This window comes from Staphylococcus lutrae, from assembly GCF_002101335.1.
Lineage (GTDB): Bacteria > Bacillota > Bacilli > Staphylococcales > Staphylococcaceae > Staphylococcus > Staphylococcus lutrae.
Map to the genome: position 1 here is coordinate 1 of NZ_CP020773.1, position 17111 is coordinate 17111.

Annotated in this window: 20 protein-coding genes, 1 pseudogene and 1 riboswitch; all 21 genes and pseudogenes read right to left on the reverse strand. The window is 35.6% G+C overall.

Going from position 1 to position 17111, the window contains the following annotated elements:
* Positions 1–2 precede the first annotated feature (2 nt).
* Positions 3–557: pseudogene (locus B5P37_RS00005) on the reverse strand (PLP-dependent aminotransferase family protein); the annotation flags it as partial.
* Positions 558–569: 12 nt separating this feature from the next.
* On the reverse strand, positions 570–1661 hold the full coding sequence (gene gcvT, locus B5P37_RS00010; RefSeq protein WP_085235889.1) for a glycine cleavage system aminomethyltransferase GcvT: 1092 nt from the start codon (positions 1659–1661) through the stop codon (positions 570–572).
* A gap of 76 nt (positions 1662–1737) precedes the next feature.
* A riboswitch (glycine riboswitch) is annotated at positions 1738–1833 on the reverse strand.
* Positions 1820–2347, reverse strand: coding sequence for a shikimate kinase (locus B5P37_RS00015; protein ID WP_085235891.1), 528 nt, complete (start codon positions 2345–2347; stop codon positions 1820–1822). It overlaps the preceding riboswitch by 14 nt.
* Positions 2344–2532, reverse strand: coding sequence for a hypothetical protein (locus B5P37_RS00020; protein ID WP_085235893.1), 189 nt, complete (start codon positions 2530–2532; stop codon positions 2344–2346). The genes B5P37_RS00015 and B5P37_RS00020 overlap by 4 nt, the downstream gene beginning before the upstream one ends.
* On the reverse strand, positions 2510–2863 hold the full coding sequence (locus B5P37_RS00025) for a ComGF family competence protein (protein WP_244898617.1): 354 nt from the start codon (positions 2861–2863) through the stop codon (positions 2510–2512). The genes B5P37_RS00020 and B5P37_RS00025 overlap by 23 nt, the downstream gene beginning before the upstream one ends.
* Positions 2864–3202: 339 nt before the next feature.
* Positions 3203–3646, reverse strand: a complete 444-nt coding sequence (gene comGD, locus B5P37_RS00035) for a competence type IV pilus minor pilin ComGD (protein ID WP_085235897.1) — start codon at positions 3644–3646, stop codon at positions 3203–3205.
* Positions 3624–3947: a competence type IV pilus major pilin ComGC gene (gene comGC, locus B5P37_RS00040; protein ID WP_085235899.1), complete on the reverse strand. Its 324-nt coding sequence runs from the start codon at positions 3945–3947 to the stop codon at positions 3624–3626. Before comGC ends, comGD begins: the two co-directional genes overlap by 23 nt.
* Before the next feature lie 10 nt (positions 3948–3957).
* On the reverse strand, positions 3958–5025 hold the full coding sequence (comGB, locus tag B5P37_RS00045) for a competence type IV pilus assembly protein ComGB (RefSeq protein WP_085235901.1): 1068 nt from the start codon (positions 5023–5025) through the stop codon (positions 3958–3960).
* Positions 4994–5968 (reverse strand): competence type IV pilus ATPase ComGA, encoded by a 975-nt coding sequence (gene comGA / locus B5P37_RS00050; protein WP_085235903.1) that lies wholly within the window; start codon positions 5966–5968, stop codon positions 4994–4996. Before comGA ends, comGB begins: the two co-directional genes overlap by 32 nt.
* A 67-nt stretch (positions 5969–6035) precedes the next feature.
* The gene (locus B5P37_RS00055) at positions 6036–6665 is read right to left on the reverse strand and encodes an MBL fold metallo-hydrolase (RefSeq protein ID WP_085235905.1); all 630 of its coding nucleotides are present in this window, start codon (positions 6663–6665) and stop codon (positions 6036–6038) included.
* 12 nt (positions 6666–6677) lie between these two features.
* A complete protein-coding gene (locus B5P37_RS00060) occupies positions 6678–6989 on the reverse strand; it encodes an MTH1187 family thiamine-binding protein (RefSeq protein WP_085235908.1) in 312 nt (103 codons plus the stop codon).
* Complete coding sequence (locus B5P37_RS00065) at positions 6990–7976, reverse strand: ROK family glucokinase (protein WP_085235910.1); 987 nt, start codon at positions 7974–7976, stop codon at positions 6990–6992.
* Positions 7973–8176, reverse strand: a complete 204-nt coding sequence (locus B5P37_RS00070) for a YqgQ family protein (protein WP_085235912.1) — start codon at positions 8174–8176, stop codon at positions 7973–7975. Before B5P37_RS00070 ends, B5P37_RS00065 begins: the two co-directional genes overlap by 4 nt.
* 1 nt (position 8177) lies before the next feature.
* Entirely contained in the window at positions 8178–9617 is a 1440-nt protein-coding gene (locus tag B5P37_RS00075; RefSeq protein ID WP_085235914.1) for a rhomboid family protein, read from the reverse strand.
* The gene (locus B5P37_RS00080; RefSeq protein ID WP_085235916.1) at positions 9604–10173 is read right to left on the reverse strand and encodes a 5-formyltetrahydrofolate cyclo-ligase; all 570 of its coding nucleotides are present in this window, start codon (positions 10171–10173) and stop codon (positions 9604–9606) included. Before B5P37_RS00080 ends, B5P37_RS00075 begins: the two co-directional genes overlap by 14 nt.
* Before the next feature lie 203 nt (positions 10174–10376).
* Entirely contained in the window at positions 10377–11027 is a 651-nt protein-coding gene (phoU, locus tag B5P37_RS00085; RefSeq protein WP_085235918.1) for a phosphate signaling complex protein PhoU, read from the reverse strand.
* 1 nt (position 11028) lies between these two features.
* Positions 11029–11877 carry a phosphate ABC transporter ATP-binding protein PstB gene (pstB, locus tag B5P37_RS00090; RefSeq protein ID WP_085235920.1) on the reverse strand — a complete coding sequence of 283 codons (849 nt, stop codon included), beginning with the start codon at positions 11875–11877 and terminating at the stop codon, positions 11029–11031.
* A 40-nt stretch (positions 11878–11917) separates the two neighbouring features.
* Positions 11918–12793 (reverse strand): phosphate ABC transporter permease PstA, encoded by an 876-nt coding sequence (gene pstA, locus B5P37_RS00095; RefSeq protein ID WP_085235922.1) that lies wholly within the window; start codon positions 12791–12793, stop codon positions 11918–11920.
* A 3-nt stretch (positions 12794–12796) separates the two neighbouring features.
* Positions 12797–13723, reverse strand: coding sequence for a phosphate ABC transporter permease subunit PstC (pstC, locus tag B5P37_RS00100; RefSeq protein ID WP_085235924.1), 927 nt, complete (start codon positions 13721–13723; stop codon positions 12797–12799).
* A gap of 117 nt (positions 13724–13840) precedes the next feature.
* Entirely contained in the window at positions 13841–14803 is a 963-nt protein-coding gene (locus B5P37_RS00105) for a PstS family phosphate ABC transporter substrate-binding protein (RefSeq protein ID WP_085235926.1), read from the reverse strand.
* 239 nt (positions 14804–15042) lie between these two features.
* Positions 15043–17082 (reverse strand): peptidoglycan D,D-transpeptidase FtsI family protein, encoded by a 2040-nt coding sequence (locus B5P37_RS00110; RefSeq protein ID WP_085235928.1) that lies wholly within the window; start codon positions 17080–17082, stop codon positions 15043–15045.
* Positions 17083–17111: the final 29 nt, after the last annotated feature.

Here is a 17111-nt window from a genome sequence, read left to right on the forward strand (position 1 = left end):
TCAACGACTTCATACTGATCACGGATTTTTGAATACGTTTCGAGTACTTGTAGCGCTTGGTAATGTAGGCCTTTTGAAACAACGATTTTATTCTTTTTCGTTTTACTCCACGCTAGTAAGCACGCCTCTGCAAAACTTGTCATACCATCATACATAGACGAGTTTGCGACATCCATAGCAGTTAATTCGCAAATCATTGTTTGAAATTCAAAGATGGCTTGCAATTCCCCTTGTGAAATTTCAGGTTGATAAGGGGTATAAGCCGTGTAAAACTCTGATCTAGAGATCATGGCATCAACAACTGCTGGCGTATAGTGGTCATAGACTCCAGCGCCTAAAAATGATGTGTGTGTCTCTTTAGTTATATTTTTATTCGCAATTTGATTTAAACGTCTGAGTAGCTGCGTTTCAGGTTCAGCATCAGCAATATTCAAATCTCTATTCAATAATACGTCTTGAGGAACATCACTGTATAAATCTTGAATGGAGTTAACTCCAATGGTTTCTAACATTTCTTTTTCATCTTTTTCAGTTAATGGTATATAACGATGACTCACGACATTCACTCCCTATTTTTCGATTTGGTTCTTTTTAACAATTTTTGCTTTCACTTGCCGCTTTCTGATTTGAATGTATACTTCCTTGCCCATTTCGAATGATTCTCGTTTAATGATGCCCATTCCAATGGCATAGCCTGATGAAGGGGATTGTGTACCGGATGTGACTTCGCCAATTTCGTTGCCTTCAAGATCAAGAATCGTGTATCCAGTTCTAGGAATGCCCTTATCTACCATTCTTAAACCTACTGTGCGTCGAGGGGCACCGTTTTCTTTTTGTGCTTGAAGTACATTTTTACCGATAAAGTCGTCATCAATCAGGGGTTTTGCAGCGAAAGCAATCCCGCCTTCATAAGGTGTGATAGACTCAGTTAAATCTTGACCGTGCAATGGCAATCCAGCTTCTAATCGTAATGTATCACGCGCGCCGAGTCCACAAGGTGTGACGTCAAAAGACAACAGTGATTCCCATAATGGGATAACATCATCAGTATGGCAATATATTTCGAATCCATCTTCACCAGTATAACCTGATTGCGAAAGGATTACTTCTTTGCCAAACAGTTCGACCTGTTGTTTGAATTCAAACATGCCCATCTCACTTACATCTTCATTGACATGTTCTTGGATAAGCGTTCTGGCTTTTGGCCCTTGTAACGCCAATTGACCATATTCGGAAGATACATTTTCTACAGTTGCATCAAATGTCTCACTATGTTTTAAAATCCATTTATAATCTTTATCAACATTTGCAGCATTTACGACGAGTAAAAAACGGTGAGGCTCAAGTTGATAAATCACTAAATCGTCTATTACGCCACCATCTTCATTACAAAGTGTTGTATATTGCGCTTTTGATGGTGTGAGTAGACTCGTGTCATTAGAAAGTAAATATTGGACAAGCTGAGGAGCCTCAGCGCCTTCGATTATGATCTCACCCATATGGCTTACATCGAATAAACCGACTTGTGTTCTAACGGCAATGTGCTCTTCTTTGATACTTGAAAATTGTACTGGCATTGCCCAACCACCGAATTCAACAATTTTCGCACCTGCATCAACATAATGTTGGTAAAGCGGTGTTTTTTTTAATTCTTCTGACATTTAATCCCCTCCAAAATATAATAAAAAAACAGAGGAGTACACGAAATACTCCCCTGTTGACATGCCTTCAGGAATGCGTCACAATATTATCCTTTTACCTGAGAGATTCATAATCTAAGATTATTTGCTCCTTCGGTGATGGGCTAACCCCATGCTCTCTAATATTGATCATTCGCAAGCATTTGATCTTGTATATCGCTCAATGTTGCTTCCATTGAGTGTGCTGTTGAAACCTTAATGAATGCGATTTCATTATATCTTGAAACACGTTCGGAATACAAGTGATTTAAAAATTCAAAACTTTTTTTATTTGCATTTGGTCGATTTGCATCTCCTTGGATTCTCTTGTAGAGTTTTTCAAAGGGTGCATCCAGCCATATAGCACTTACTTTTTTGTCTCGAATAAATTGATAGGTTTCGTCTTCTGTTAATATTCCACCGCCTGTAGCAATTAAATCATACGACAGTAGTGCTTCTTTCAAACAATGAAATTCCAGTTTACGAAATCCTTGTTCACCATTTTCCTCGAATATTTGCGGTATGGTTTTCTTTGAAGTCATTTCTATATATGCGTCCAAGTCTATAAATGAATAATGATATTTTTTGGCTAAAGCTTTGCCGATTGTAGTTTTACCAGCACCCATAAATCCAATCAGTAATATGGGTGTATTGATCTTCATGGTCATTTTGATTCCCCTTTATTCATCATTCGTACAATTTCAGCTTCGTAATAATCAGTCAATGCATCTATTGTTTGTAATTTTAGACTATAAATGACGAAATAAAAAGTAATAAATGTAAAATAAGCAGATACAATGACAAATAACATCGGCAATGTAAAACCATTTTTAGAGCAAAACTTCTTTAACATGTAATATCGCTCCCTCTTTGTACTTAATTGTCATTAATATCATGTGATGATCAATTTCTTGATAATGGACATCTTGTACATTGTTTAACATTGTAATATTTCCATGATGATTGATGGTTTTAATGATTTTTTTATTCTGAAATCGGTAGTTTACCAGGACGTTGTCACGTTGTATCATCATTGTTTTGTTCGAAATCATTTGTTGTTTCACATCATTTGCATGAATGACATTCTCCATATCCTTAACCATGATTTCAATATCAAATGTTCGATCTTCAAAAATAGTGTTTTTCAATTGTCCTAATGTGACGATGATGATGGGGATTAACATGACAATAACGAATTGTATAAACAATGCGAAAAGACTTTCAATGAGGCTGAACCCCTGTTTTTGAGTAACAATATTTTTGATGCGTTTGGTTATTTTGAATACATAGTTGTTGTTTTGAAGGTGTGATTTCATAGTGAGATACCGTCATCTTCTTATTAGGAATTTCGTGTTTGATTACGTTGAGTAGCGTTCGCTTTAAATTTAAATCTTCAATTGCTTCGTTATAAGTGTGCAACATCTGTGTTGTTATAGGAATGAGTTGGTAGATCAGTGAGGCTAACAGAAACAAGGAAAATGTACTTTCGATAATCAGATAGCCAGCTTTTTGCTGTAGATATTTTATTTTGAATATGACACCCGATACCTCCCTTGTTCAATATGGAATATAAGTGATATGTGTTGCTGTCGATAATCAAATTTCACTGTACCAAATTTAGTTATTTTACCCTCTTTGTCAAAGAGAATGGCGTCTAAATTTGAATCACTTCTCAATTTAAGCGGCTCAAGTGAAATGAAAGTCGTTCGGTGGGGGTTCGTCGTTTCGATTTTTAAATCATTATGTGTTTTTCTAAATACAATGAGGACAGACTGTTGGTGCTTTATCGCTTGTGATTGATAAAAGTCTATTTCACTTGTCAATTTGTTGATTTGATATTGTGAGTCATTGAGTAAAATGTTGAATTGTGGATGTGTGATTGTAAGAAATATGAAGAGCGAAACAATAGAAAGAACGACGAGCATTTCAATTAATGTAAAGCCATCACGACGCAACGGCTTCTCCATCTCTAACTGTTATTGCCTCTCCTGATTTACAGTTTTTTTGATTTTCTTTTATATAGCCTTCATGAACGAGATCGTCTATTGAAGCCGGTTGTCTATTAAACTTTAACGTGTAGGCTTCAATTTGACTATCTACCATTTTTAACTGTGCGGCACAGCCTGTTTTTTGTATATGTTCTGATTGCTTAGCGATATTTGGGATAATCAGGATTAAAAGGACGCTGATAATTAATAAAACAAGCAACATTTCAATAAGGGTAAACCCTTCCTTACGAGTAAATTTTGATTTTAACTTTTGAAACATATTGACACTCCTATTCTTTAATGGTTTGTATCATCTCAAATACTGGTAACATCATGATTAAATAGACTGACAGTACTAACATGCCGATAAATATAAACATAATCGGTTGAATCCACTTAATATGGCGTTGGATAAATCCTTCAATACGATCTAATAGAAAGGAACTATAAATTTCCAACTCTATATCTAGTTTGTCACGTTTTTCTCCTTGTTTGATATAGCTGATGAATTGGGTTTCAAAACAATGAAGATCAGTGAGAATTTGTGTAAATGATTCCCCTTTTTGGAGTTGTGTTTGGAGTGTGAATCCAACATATTGTAAAAATAAATTTGCTTGTTGGTTTAAATAAATTGAGACAATATCATTCAATGTAATGCCGTTTCTAAAAAATAAGACAAATTGATTGGTCATATGGTAAGTCGTAAAAAGTTTGTAGTATTTATTAAAAATAGGGATTCGAATTAAATACTGAATCTGTTGATGCATTGGAAGCCGTTTTAATCTTGAACTCAAAAAATAGTAGAGAGCGGTAAGAAGGCAAAGTGAAATGAAGAAAAATTGAGGGAAATTCTCTATGAACCTCTTCATAAAGCGTTGCAACATGGATTGTTTGATTTGCATCGAATCATACATTTGTTCAAATTGGGGCATGATGGTTTGATTCAAAGTGACAATCAGTGCTATGAAAATGATAATAAGAACAAGTGGATATTGTATCGCTTTGATTAACTGTTGTTTTAATTGTCTATTCTTAGTATAAAATTGATGACATAATTTTAAAGTTTCCGGTAATGAGCCATATTTTTCCGCAAAATAAATTTGCATTAAGATTGTTGACGGATAACCAAAAAGTGAGAAGATCTCATAACAATTTGCACCCATTTTTAATTTTGCTTGGAGATGTTGCTCAAACTGAGGTTGATTCAAGTTGAGTTGTTCATATATAAACATTATCGCTTCGGCAAAGGTAAAACCATGGATTAATAGTTGATATAAGCGCAGCATAATGAGTAAGTGATGTGCATGAAGCTGTTTTAATGTACGCCTAAATTGTATATTTTCGTAAATTCTTTTCATCAATGACCCCCTCTTTGTATAGCAGTTGAAGTTTATCAGCAAGTGTTATAAATGCTTTCGGGAGCTCAAAATCGTGTTTTAGGAAAAATTGGATTTCTTCTTGATTCATCGTTTCATAAACAAGTTGTTGTTGCTCAGAAGTCGTAGTAATCAACCTTTGATTAATAATCAAATTAATGGATTGCATTAAATCTTGATGTGTGAGTCCCATTTCTATGAGCCTGAGTAATACCCCAGAGCAATCATTTGCATGGATGGTTGATAAAACTAAATGACCGCTTAAGCTCGCTTGGATGACATCTCTTGCAATTTGACTGTCCCTAATTTCCCCTATAAGAATCACATCCGGGTCACAGCGTAAAATGGCTTTTAATGATGAACCGTAAGTAATGTCCGCTTTTTCGTTCACTGATATTTGTGTAATGCCATTAACTAGACGTTCCACCGGGTCTTCAATCGTAATAATATTTAAATTCAATTTTTGTTTGGCATAAACCACCATTTGATACATCAAAGTACTTTTTCCTGCTCCTGTTGGACCGCTAAAAAGGATTAAACCTTGCTTCTTCTCCATATTTGATTTGATATCTACAACACTATGGGTGCGAACATTTTGAAAATATTGGGGTGTCACTCGTATGACACAACTTTCAGTCCCTAAATTCACTGGCAAAGTCGAAACTCTTAAATAATACAATTCTTTATATTCATAAATATAGCGTCCACTCTGTGCCTTATGCCTTGTTGAAATATCTAAACCTGCTTGATATTTAAGTAATGAAAGTAGTTTTTGATACGTTTCTAAATTTAAAGTATCATAGCGCATTAAATGATCTTTAACACGGAGTCTGACTTCAACTTGTGTGGATGAAGGAATAAAATGAATGTCCGATGCTGAATTTTGAATTGCAAATTGTAACACATGATCGAGCAGTAGTTGCATAAAAAATCACCTCTTACTTTTATACACGTAAGAGATGATTTTTTTACTTGTTTGAATTAATGAAGTTTTACATTTCCCCATCTAGAAACGGATTCATATATTCATTTTCTACAGTTGTTAATGGACCGTGCCCTGGATATAGTGGCAGTTGGTCGTTTAAGCTGAACAACTTATCCTTAATAGAATCAACTAATGTTTCGTAGTCACCTTGGTATAAATCTGTTCGACCAATACCATTGTTAAACAGCGTGTCCCCTACAATTGCAAATTCATCAAATACATAGGTTAAACTCCCAGGGGAATGTCCGGGTGTATGCAGTGTTTCAAAACTAAATGATCCGATTTGATAAGTCGATTCATCTAAAGCGATGGGTTGTGCATGGCTTGTAATTATAGGTAAACCATATTGCGTAAACTTAGCTGAACCGTTCTTCTCAGGATCCTTTAAAAATGAAAATTCTTCTTGGTGCATGTATACCGGAACTGGAAAGGTTTTTAACACATCATCTAGTGCTGCAATATGATCGAAATGCGCATGTGTTAACAAAATTGCCTGTAACGTTTTTTTTGATTGCTTAATCTTTTCGATGATTTTTTCAGCATTCCCTGCAGGATCAAATAATAACAAATCAGTATCATTTTCTACAAAATATGTGTTGGTACTCACAACACCTAAAGTCAAAAAAGAAATTTTCATACTTAGCCCTCATTATTTTAAATGTTTTTTTACAGATTCTAATTTCTCTTGCATTTTCCGCTTTTTGTCACGTCGATCATCAATTCGGATGTTTGTACATACGCGGTCTAATCCGTGGTTAAAAGGCAGTTCATGAATCGCTTGTACGACTTCTAACAAATCTGGTAGTTCACCTTCAATTAAAGTGTTCATAGGTGTTAATTGATAATCAATTTTCCCTTCTTGTTTGAAAGCTTCAAGTTTGACTTGCATTTCTGCAATATAATGGCTAACACTCGGTCCTTTTGTTCCGATGGGTATCACAACTATATCCACAATGGCCATTTAGATACGCTCCTTTTCAATAATATACGTTTTTATTAAACCTGCTGCGCCAACAATACCTGCATCATTCCCAAGTTGCGCACGTACAATTTCTGTGCCTTGTTGAGAAGGTGTGAAAGCAAGGTGGTAATATTCTGTTTTAATATTCTCTATTAAAATGTCTCCCGCATCTGACATACCGCCACCTAAGATAATATATTTAGGGTTCGTAGTGATACTGATAATACTCGCAAGGTAGGCAATATAATTCGCAACGCGCTCTGTGATGAAAATACAGAATTGATCACCAGCCTTCGCCGCATCAAACACTGCTTTGGCTGTCACTTTATTTTCTTTAATAAGCTGTAAAATAGATGATTTAAACGTCAATTTAGGGTAATAGAAATTAACGAGATTAACGACGCCAGTGGCAGAGGCTACAGTTTCAATGCATCCATATTTGCCACAATTACATTTAAAACGTTGATCATGATCAACACGGAAATGCCCCAATTCAGCGCCCGAACCATTATGTCCATGTACAATTTCTCCATTTGCAATAATACCGCCACCTAAGCCTGTACCAAGTGTAATCGCCACGACATCATCTGCATCTTTCCCCGCGCCACTATGTTTTTCACCCAAGGCAGCGACATTTGCATCATTGTCAACGTATACAGGGAACGACACAAACGAGCCCATAATTTCTGATACATTGACTGGTTGTGACCAGTTTAAATTAACAGCGCCATTAACGATACCAGACTCGAATTTAACAGGTCCAGGAACACCTATGCCCATCCCTATGACTTGTTCCATATTGAAGTTGTTTCGCGCCATCTCACTTAAAAAAGCCTCATAAATTTGTTTCAATAAGACTCTACCCGTCGCATCTGAGATGTCAGTTTCAATCGACCATTTCGATAGTGGTGTCAATGCTTCATCAAAAATACCCAGTTTACATGTCGTGCCCCCAATATCAGCAGCTAAAATTAAGTTTTTGTTCATTCTTTAGTCATCCTTCTTTGATTAATTAACAATTTCGATTGGACAAATTCGGGATTAGTAATTAATTCATGGCGATATAACGTCTGAATTTCTTGTTCAATCATTTCTAGCATATCATCTTTGTTATCAAAATAAATAATAAAACCAAATTTTTTTAATAATTGAAGTACATCATAAAATGAATTCAGTTGTGTTTGCATACTAATCATCCAGTTCTTTTTTTAGATTCACATAATCTTGGTTGTCAGGATTCGACTTGACTGCTTTTTGAATAAATGACTTTGCGCGCTTTTCATCTCCTAAAGAGCGATTGGCGATTGCCATTTGGTAATTTAATTGGCCTGATTGAGGAAAATGTTTGAGCCCGCGTTCCCATTCGGCCATTGCCTCAGCTTTTGAATCTTGTGTTGCAATAATGATACCAGATAAGTAGTACGTCAAGTCATCTGCATAGCCATTTTGATATGTTTGCTTAATCATTTTTTTAGCTTCACTGTATTGCCCATGATACATTTCTTGTTGAATAATTTGATTATAGATATTTGTATCTTTTGTCAAAAACATTTTAACTAGTAACAAAATCAGTAAAACGGTCGTAATAGCTAATAAAATGTAAAAGTATACACGCTTTTGTTTGAAAAAATATCCTAAATATATAATCAAAGCACCACCGAGTAACCCACCCAAGTGAGCGACAACATTGACGTTTTGAATGAGTAACGTCAAGCTTGCCATCAAAACGACTGCAATAATCATTTGGAATATGATTTTTTTATCAAATCGTTGACTGATGATTAAAAGTGCAACGAGGCCACCCATTAAACCAAAAATTGCACCACTTGCACCGAGTGAAAAAGTATCGGTGATGAAAGCGAGAGATGCCAAGTTTCCAATAATTCCCGCACCAATATATGTGCCTAACATTTTAAACGGGCCGATATATGCCTCTAACAATTTACCGAATATGAAAAGTGATAGCATATTTAACAGTAAATGTTGAAAATCAATATGTAGGAACATGGATGTTATGAGGCGATACCACTCTCCATGAATAACATTAAAATGCGCTAAAGCACCTAAATTAATGATTTCATAATCAGTATGATGTGGCGTAAACCATGTCACAGTGAGCCAAATGAAGACGTTTAATACAATTAACGTATAAGTCATTGGTGTAAACCGATACATCGCATTTTCAATAACATTTTGATTAAGGACGCGTTTTTGATAATCTTTCACCGTTTTTGTATCACTTTGCCCTAATTTTCTTTTTATAATAGGATGACTTGTTTTATTGCGTAATGCTTTCCAATTTTCAATACTGTGAAAATGGACTTGAATCGGTTGATGCACATTAAATTTTACAGCATCGAACAATTTGTCAGACAACACATAGACGTCGTAGCGTTTAATATCGTAACCTAAAAATTGTACGATTTGTTCCTGATGCTCAACGATACGGTCTTTATCAAATTCTAATGATTGTGTGGTATAACTTCCTTGTTTAAAAATGACGACATGTTGTCGCTTTGCTTGTGAGAGCCACACTTCATTTCTCTCTTTATCATAATGAATACATTGATAATTTAAATAGCGCATCCAAAGAAAGCTTGTCTGCCATAAATGTTTAGTGTCGAACATGAGTTTCCTCCAATCTCGTTGTGTTTGCAATAATGAGTTCTGAAACAGGATAATCATGGGATTCGATTTGGATTGTATCATCGATTTGAATATCATAAACTAAACTTAAATTGTGAGGTTGATATTCTGCTAAATATCGATCAAAATAACCGCCACCATAGCCAATCCGATAACCATCATGATTAAAAACGACACCTGGTACAATCACTAAATCTAAATGATTTTGAATCGGCGTGTTTACGCGAAGATAACGAATCCCTTTTTTATCTGTATTTAATTGATCAAAATCAGTGAATTGTTGGAACACCATTGTCTTATCAGCATAATCTGTCGAAGGGACATAAACGTCTTTATTCTCATTTAAAGCATTGCGAATGATTGCATCTGTCGTCACTTCATGTGGCATAGAAAGGACCAGACCAATACTTCTAGCCCGTTGGTATGCTGGGTGATGAATCAATTGTTCGAACAACCAGCGATCAGCTTCTGATTTTTGATATGCTGACAGTTGTTTCATTTTTGCTATCGTTTTTTGACGTAATGCTTTCTTTGACATGATTGAGCCCTCCACTTCTTTGTATATTATATCGTGCATTGTGCAATGTGTCATCGAAGTTCATTGTTTGTTAATGGATCTTTTTTGTTTTACTCGGACGCTAGCAATGCTTGTTTTAGCACGTAGGCTTTGTTATTCCCACGATGACAGCGAATAAACGAAAAAAGGCTAGAACAAAGCGTCCTAGCCTCAAAATACGGCAATTAATTCGTGTACGATTCATATCGTTCACCTGTTATGAAATAATAGAGTTGTTCAGCAATATTGACAATATGATCACCGATGCGTTCTAGATATCTTGCAACTAAATGGGCCTGTCCTGCAACGAATGGGTCATTATCAATCAGATAACTTGTATTAATAATTTGTTTGTATAAATCATCAATATCTATATCTCTTTCAATAATTTCTTTAACGAGTTCTAGATCGGTATGTCGATATGCATCATATAAATCTTTTAACATCAACAAAGCCAAATGCCCCATCGTTTCAAGTCGTGTCGTAATATAGCTATCCGTTATTTGTGCACGCGTTCTTATTTTAGCGATATTTGCAGCGTTGTCTCCCATACGTTCAAATTCTGAAGCAATTTTTAGTGTCGCAATCATTAATCTTAAGTCTTTCGCAATCGGTTGTTGTTTAGTGATGAGCATCACAACTTTTTCATTGATATCATATTCCATTTGATTGATGAGTGTATCGCTTTTAATGACGTGGCGTGCATGTGTAATTTCCTTATCTGATAAAACCTGAATTGATTTTTCTATCATGTTATAAGTGCGTAAGCCAAGAACACGTAAATCTTTCAGTAAATCTTGGCGTTGGTCTTCATATCGTTTTCTGATTACCCCCATTTTAACCAAAACGTCCTGAAATATAGTCTTCAGTTTGTTTATCAGATGGGTTGGAAAAGATTTTATCCGTATTGTCATATTCATTTACATAGCCGTTGAGAAAGAATGCCGTTTTGTCAGATACACGCGCTGCTTGTTGCATGTTATGTGTCACAATAATAATTGAATAAGATTTTTTTAAATCTTGTACCAGTTCTTCAACTTTTAAAGTTGAAATAGGATCTAAGGCAGAAGTTGGTTCATCCATTAAGATGACATCAGGTTCTATTGCTAAACAGCGTGCAATACAAACACGTTGTTGTTGACCACCTGATAGACTATAAGCATTTTGATTGAGTCGATCTTTTAATTCATCCCAAATTGCTGCGTCTCTTAAAGATTTTTCAACGATTTCGTCTAAAATTTTTTTATCCTTAATCCCATGAATTTTTGGACCATACGTAATATTGTCATAAATTGATTTAGGAAAAGGGTTCGGTTGTTGAAAAACCATGCCGACTTGTGTTCTTAATTTTTCTACTGGATAGCGTTTATCAAAAATATTTTGATTACGAAAATAGATTTTTCCGGATGTTTTCACAGAAGGCACCATTTCTACCATACGGTTTAACGCTTTAATATAGGTTGATTTACCTGATCCAGATGGACCGATAATCGCAGTGACATTTTTTTCATAAATATCTAAATTAATGTTTTTTAACGAGTGTTGTTCCCCATACCATAAATCCAAATTTTGTGTGGAGTAAACGACAGAAGCTGTTTGTTCTGTATCGTTGGATGGTTTATGTGTGTGGGTGTTTTGTTGAACATCGATGTTCGTTTTGTTTTTTAGTGCAGTCATATCAGACATATCAAACCCTCATTTCAATAAAATTCTTTATGATAAACCCTTAGTTGTTTGAATATTTGTTTCTTATTATTACAGCAATCGTATTTAAAACGAGTAAAATAATGAGCAATACGATAATGGCTGCGGATGAAAGAGATTGGAAGTCGATTCCTGGTTTTCGAGCCCAATCATAAATTTGTAATGGTAATGTTTGAAAAGAATCTAGAATGCTGTTAGGTGTCCGCAATAAAATGGTAGGGATCCCGATTGCAACTAATGGTGCAGTCTCCCCTATCGCTCTTGAAATCGCTAAAATAACACCTGTCACAATACCAGGAATCGCCGCGGGTAATACGACATTTTGAATCGTTTGCCATTTATTTGCACCTAAACCATACGATGCCTCTTTTACAGAATTAGGAATGGCTCGAATGGCTTCTTGACTCGCTACAATAATGACCGGCAATATGAGCAAAGCGAGTGTAAGTGCCGCTGCGATGATAGAATTACTGAGCTTTAACAATGCAACAAAAATAGTCGCACCCAGCAAACCATATACGATTGATGGGACTGACGCTAAATTTGAAATATTAACACGAATCAATTTTGTAAATGCGTTGTCTTTGGCATATTCTTCTAAATAAATGGCACTACCTACGCCTAATACAAGTGCAATCGGGATAAGTGTCATCATGAGCCAAAGTGTCCCAATTAATGCCCCTTTCACCCCGGCCGTATTTGCAGAAGATGAAGAAAAATGTGTGAAAAAGTCTAAACTCATCACCGGTAAGCCTTTACGCAAAATATCAATGATTAAGATTGCTAAAACAAATAATCCCAAAAGTGTACAAATCAAGAAAATCGTTTTAAAAATTTTGTTTCTTGACATGCGAGCAGAGAGTTTTTGTTCAATGGCTTTTGGATCAATCATACTCATTCTTTAGTACTCCTCTCTGAAACGTTTAGTCATCCATTGCGATATGAAATTCATAATGAGTGTAAAAATAAACAATGTGAAACCTACAGCATAGATACTGTAATAAAGATCAGAACCATTTGTAGCATCCCCTTGTGAAACTTGTACAATGTAGGCTGTCATCGTTTGGATAGAATGTGTTAATGATAAATCAAAAGATGGACTAGAGCCCGCAGCGAGAGAAACAATCATCGTTTCACCGATTGCGCGAGAAATTGCTAATACGATGGAAGCCATAATTCCGGATGTTGCTGCTGGAATAATCACTTTAAATACCATTTCTAATTTTGTAGATCCAAGTCCTAAGGCACCTTCACGAATTTTTTGAGGGACGGATGACATTGCATCTTCACTCATACTTGTAATCATCGGAATAATCATCACGCCAACGACTAGACCAGGACTGAGTGCATTAAAACTTCCAACATCTGGGAAAATCGCTCTTATCGCAGGTGTCACAAAAGTTAATGCGAAAAATCCATATACAATTGTTGGAATCCCCGCCAATACTTCTAATATTGGTTTAATGATTTTTCGTGTTTGCTTTGATGCATACTCACTTAAATAAATAGCAGCACCTAGGCCGACTGGTATCGCAAAAACGGAGGCAATCACTGTAATTTTCAATGTCCCGATGATGAGTGACCAAATGCCATATTTTGGTGTTGCACTGAAAGGATTCCAAGTGGTCTCTAAGAAAAATTTCGATAATGAGACGCGTGTGAAAAAGGTAATTGTTTCGGTGAGTAGTGTGATGACTATGCCGATAGTGGTTAAAATTGAAATGGCTGCAATCATAGCTAATATGATGGGCATCACTTTATCGCTCATTGATGACCCAGCATGACTTTTTTCCTGAATTAACGCTCTAACATTAATAGGTGATTTCATGTAACGTACTCCCTTTCTAAAAGAGGGTTGAGGCATCATCGTTTTAAGATCATGCTCAACCCTTGAACACATGCATTACATTTTTTGTTAAATTTCCCTACTTAAAACATTGAGAAATTATTTTTTATCATTACCAATGATTTTTTCGAGTTCTTTTTCTTCGTCTTCATATTTCTTCTCTGGTAATGCGACGTAATCAACACCTTTAGCTTCAGCAGCTTTTCCTTTGTTCTCTAATACATATTTCATAAACTCTGCAAAAGCTTTGTTATCTTTTAATTTTTGATTGTTCGCATAGATAAATAATGGACGACTGAGTGGATAAGAGCCATCCTGAATCGTTTTATGGTCAGGTGAAACGGCTTTACCATTTTTATCTTTAACTTTTACTGCTTTTAATGTATCTTCATTTTCTTTAAAGAAGTTAAATGCAAAGAATCCAATACCGTCTGGATTATCTTGTACGGATTTTACAATAACGTCAGTGTTTTGGTTCTTTTCAGCTTTAATCTCGGTTTTATTCATGACTTCTTCTGTAAAGAAATCATATGTTCCATGTGACTGGTCCGGAGAAAATGCCTTAATCGGTTTGTCTGGATATTTTGAGTCAATATCTGACCATTTTTTAGCTTCACCTGAATAAATCTTTTTCAGATCTTCTAATGAGATTTCTTTGAGGAAATCATTATCTTTATTGATCGCAATCGTTAAACCATCTTTAGCCACTTGGAATTCTGTATAATCGATGTTTTTATCTTTGAGTTGCGATTTCTCTTCATCTTTTATCGGTCGAGAGGCATTAGAAAAATCGGTTTTACCGGCAATAAATTGTTTAAAGCCATCACCTGTACCAGAAGTGACATTTTCTACTGTCGCTTTACTATGACTAGATGAAAAATCTTCATTCAATTTTTCAATAATTGGTGCTACGGTAGAAGAACCATTTCCCTTTACTGTTCCTTCGACGTTTGAAGATTCCTTGTTATTTTGTTTGCTATCATTTTGAGATGCACCACCACATGCTCCTAAAATTAAAGAAACAGCAATGATTGTACTACCAACAGGTTTCCATGTTTTCATTGAAACATCCTCCTAGAATTCAACTTCGATTGATTACACTTTAAGGATACAAGGCGTTTATTAACGTCGAGTGAACAACTTGTAAAGATTATGTTAATTTGTTGTTTGACATTGTAAATGCCATTTCATTTAGTTGCGTATACTATTTTATGTAGATATAAATTTTTTATTATATTAAAAAACGCCAACTACTTAGTATTGGCGTTTTGATTTCAATCTTATTTAATTCATTAAACAGGTTACTTATCAAAATAATAATTAATGATATCTCTACCTAAATCGCCACCATTCAACCATGGCTCTGGTACAGGTTGGTTCGTATAAACAATCGAAAAAGCGAGTTGTGGATCATTTTCAGGTGCATAGCCAATATACGTTGAATTGACACGCGGTTCTCCATCCTGAAATACTTCTGCTGTACCCGTCTTTCCAGCAGAACGAACTTTTGTTTTGCTAAAACTTGCGTAGCCGGTTCCTTGAGGTTTGTTAAATGCCATATCAAACCCTTTTTGAACTTCTTTAATTTCTTCTGGTGTATTATTCACTCGGTTTAATACTCGACCGTTAATTTTATGTTTAACTGGACCTAGGTCATCGTTGCGTGTGGCTTTACGAATTTCCTTAGCGATATGCGGTTGAATACGATAACCGTTATTCGCAATCGTAGAGACATATTGTGATAATTGTAGCGGTGAATAAGTGTCATATTGGCCGATTGCTAGATCTAAAAAGTTTCCCGGATTATCTTTTAATGGTTCGATTTGGCCACTTACTTCGTTAGGTAAGTCAATCCCAGTTTTAACACCCAAGCCGACTTGATTGAGCCCTTTACGTAATTTTTGTCCCGGTAAAGTGACATCAGTAGGTAAAGCCATGTGAGGTTGATATTCTAGACCGGCTAGTTTGAGCGCGGTTCTAAACATGTATACGTTTGATGAATGCATGAGCGCATCTTTATCATCAATCAATTTCTGTCCATTTTTATTAAAGTATGATCGTTTAGTCAATCCACCTTTAAAAACAAGCGGTTCATCGACCATTTTTTCTCCAACATGAATGACGTGATTTTGATAACCCGCTAATAATGTCGCACCCTTAACAGAAGAACCTACGGCATACTGCGTTGTAAACGTGCCAATATCAAAATTGGTTAACGTACCATCTTTGTCAATTTTTTTACCGACCATTGCCAGTATATCTCCGTTTTTAGGGTCTTGAATCACCATCATTGCCGAATCCATATCTTTTGCACCTTCAGATCGGAGCTTTTTAATTTGTGATTCTAAGTAGGATTCTGCTTTCTGTTGAAGTTTAATATCAATTGTTAAAACTAAATCATCACCACGCGACCCTTCGTTAACCACCTCAGAGTCGATGATGGCACCTGATTTATCAGTGGTATAACGCATTTCTTTCTTTTTACCACGCAGTATATTTTCATATTGTAACTCAAGATAACTTTTACCGACTCGATCATTACGAGAATATCCTTTAGAAAGGTATTCGACTGTGAGTTCTTTCGGCAGCCCTTCTTCTGGTGTGGACACACGTCCTAAAACCTCTCTTAATGTTTGGCCATATGGATATTTTCGATCCCAGTCCATTTCAGTATTGACCCCTGGCAAGTCTGCCAATTTTTGTGAGACAGACGCATATTCTTCATCTGTTACTTTTTCATTCTTTATCGTTCTTGGACTCAGTGTAGAGCCTTGCATCATTTCGCGATATATGGCTAAAACTTGTAAATCTTCTTTAGATAAACTTTTAAGTTGTTGATCAGAAATTTTTCCAAGTAATTGTTGATCATAGTCCTCTTGAGAAATCTCTCCATTGACATACATTTGGCGTTCTTTTTTCATTAAATCTTGAGCGCGATCAGGATATTTTTGAATCCAAAAGTCTTTTTTGTCACGCTCTGTAATTTTTGATGTGTCCATTTTAATTAATTTTGAAAGTTTTTGTGCTGTTTTTAAAATATCTTGTTGTGTTGTTTTTTTGCCACGTGTATATGTAATTGATTTTTTTGACGCATTGTCAACAATGACGTTGCCATTACGGTCTAAAATCCGACCTCTTGGCACAGATTCATTGACAGTCACATTTTCACTTTCGCGTATCATTTGATTGTATGTCCAACCTTGTGCAATTTGTAAATACCCTAGCCTTAAGACGATTGCGACAAATGCAAAGATAATGATTGCAAAAATAAAATTGATTCGTTTATTCATATGCTGACGCATCTTCTCGTCATTCGTTTTTTCTTTTAATCTTTTTAACAAAACAACCGACCTCTATTCACCTAGTTCTC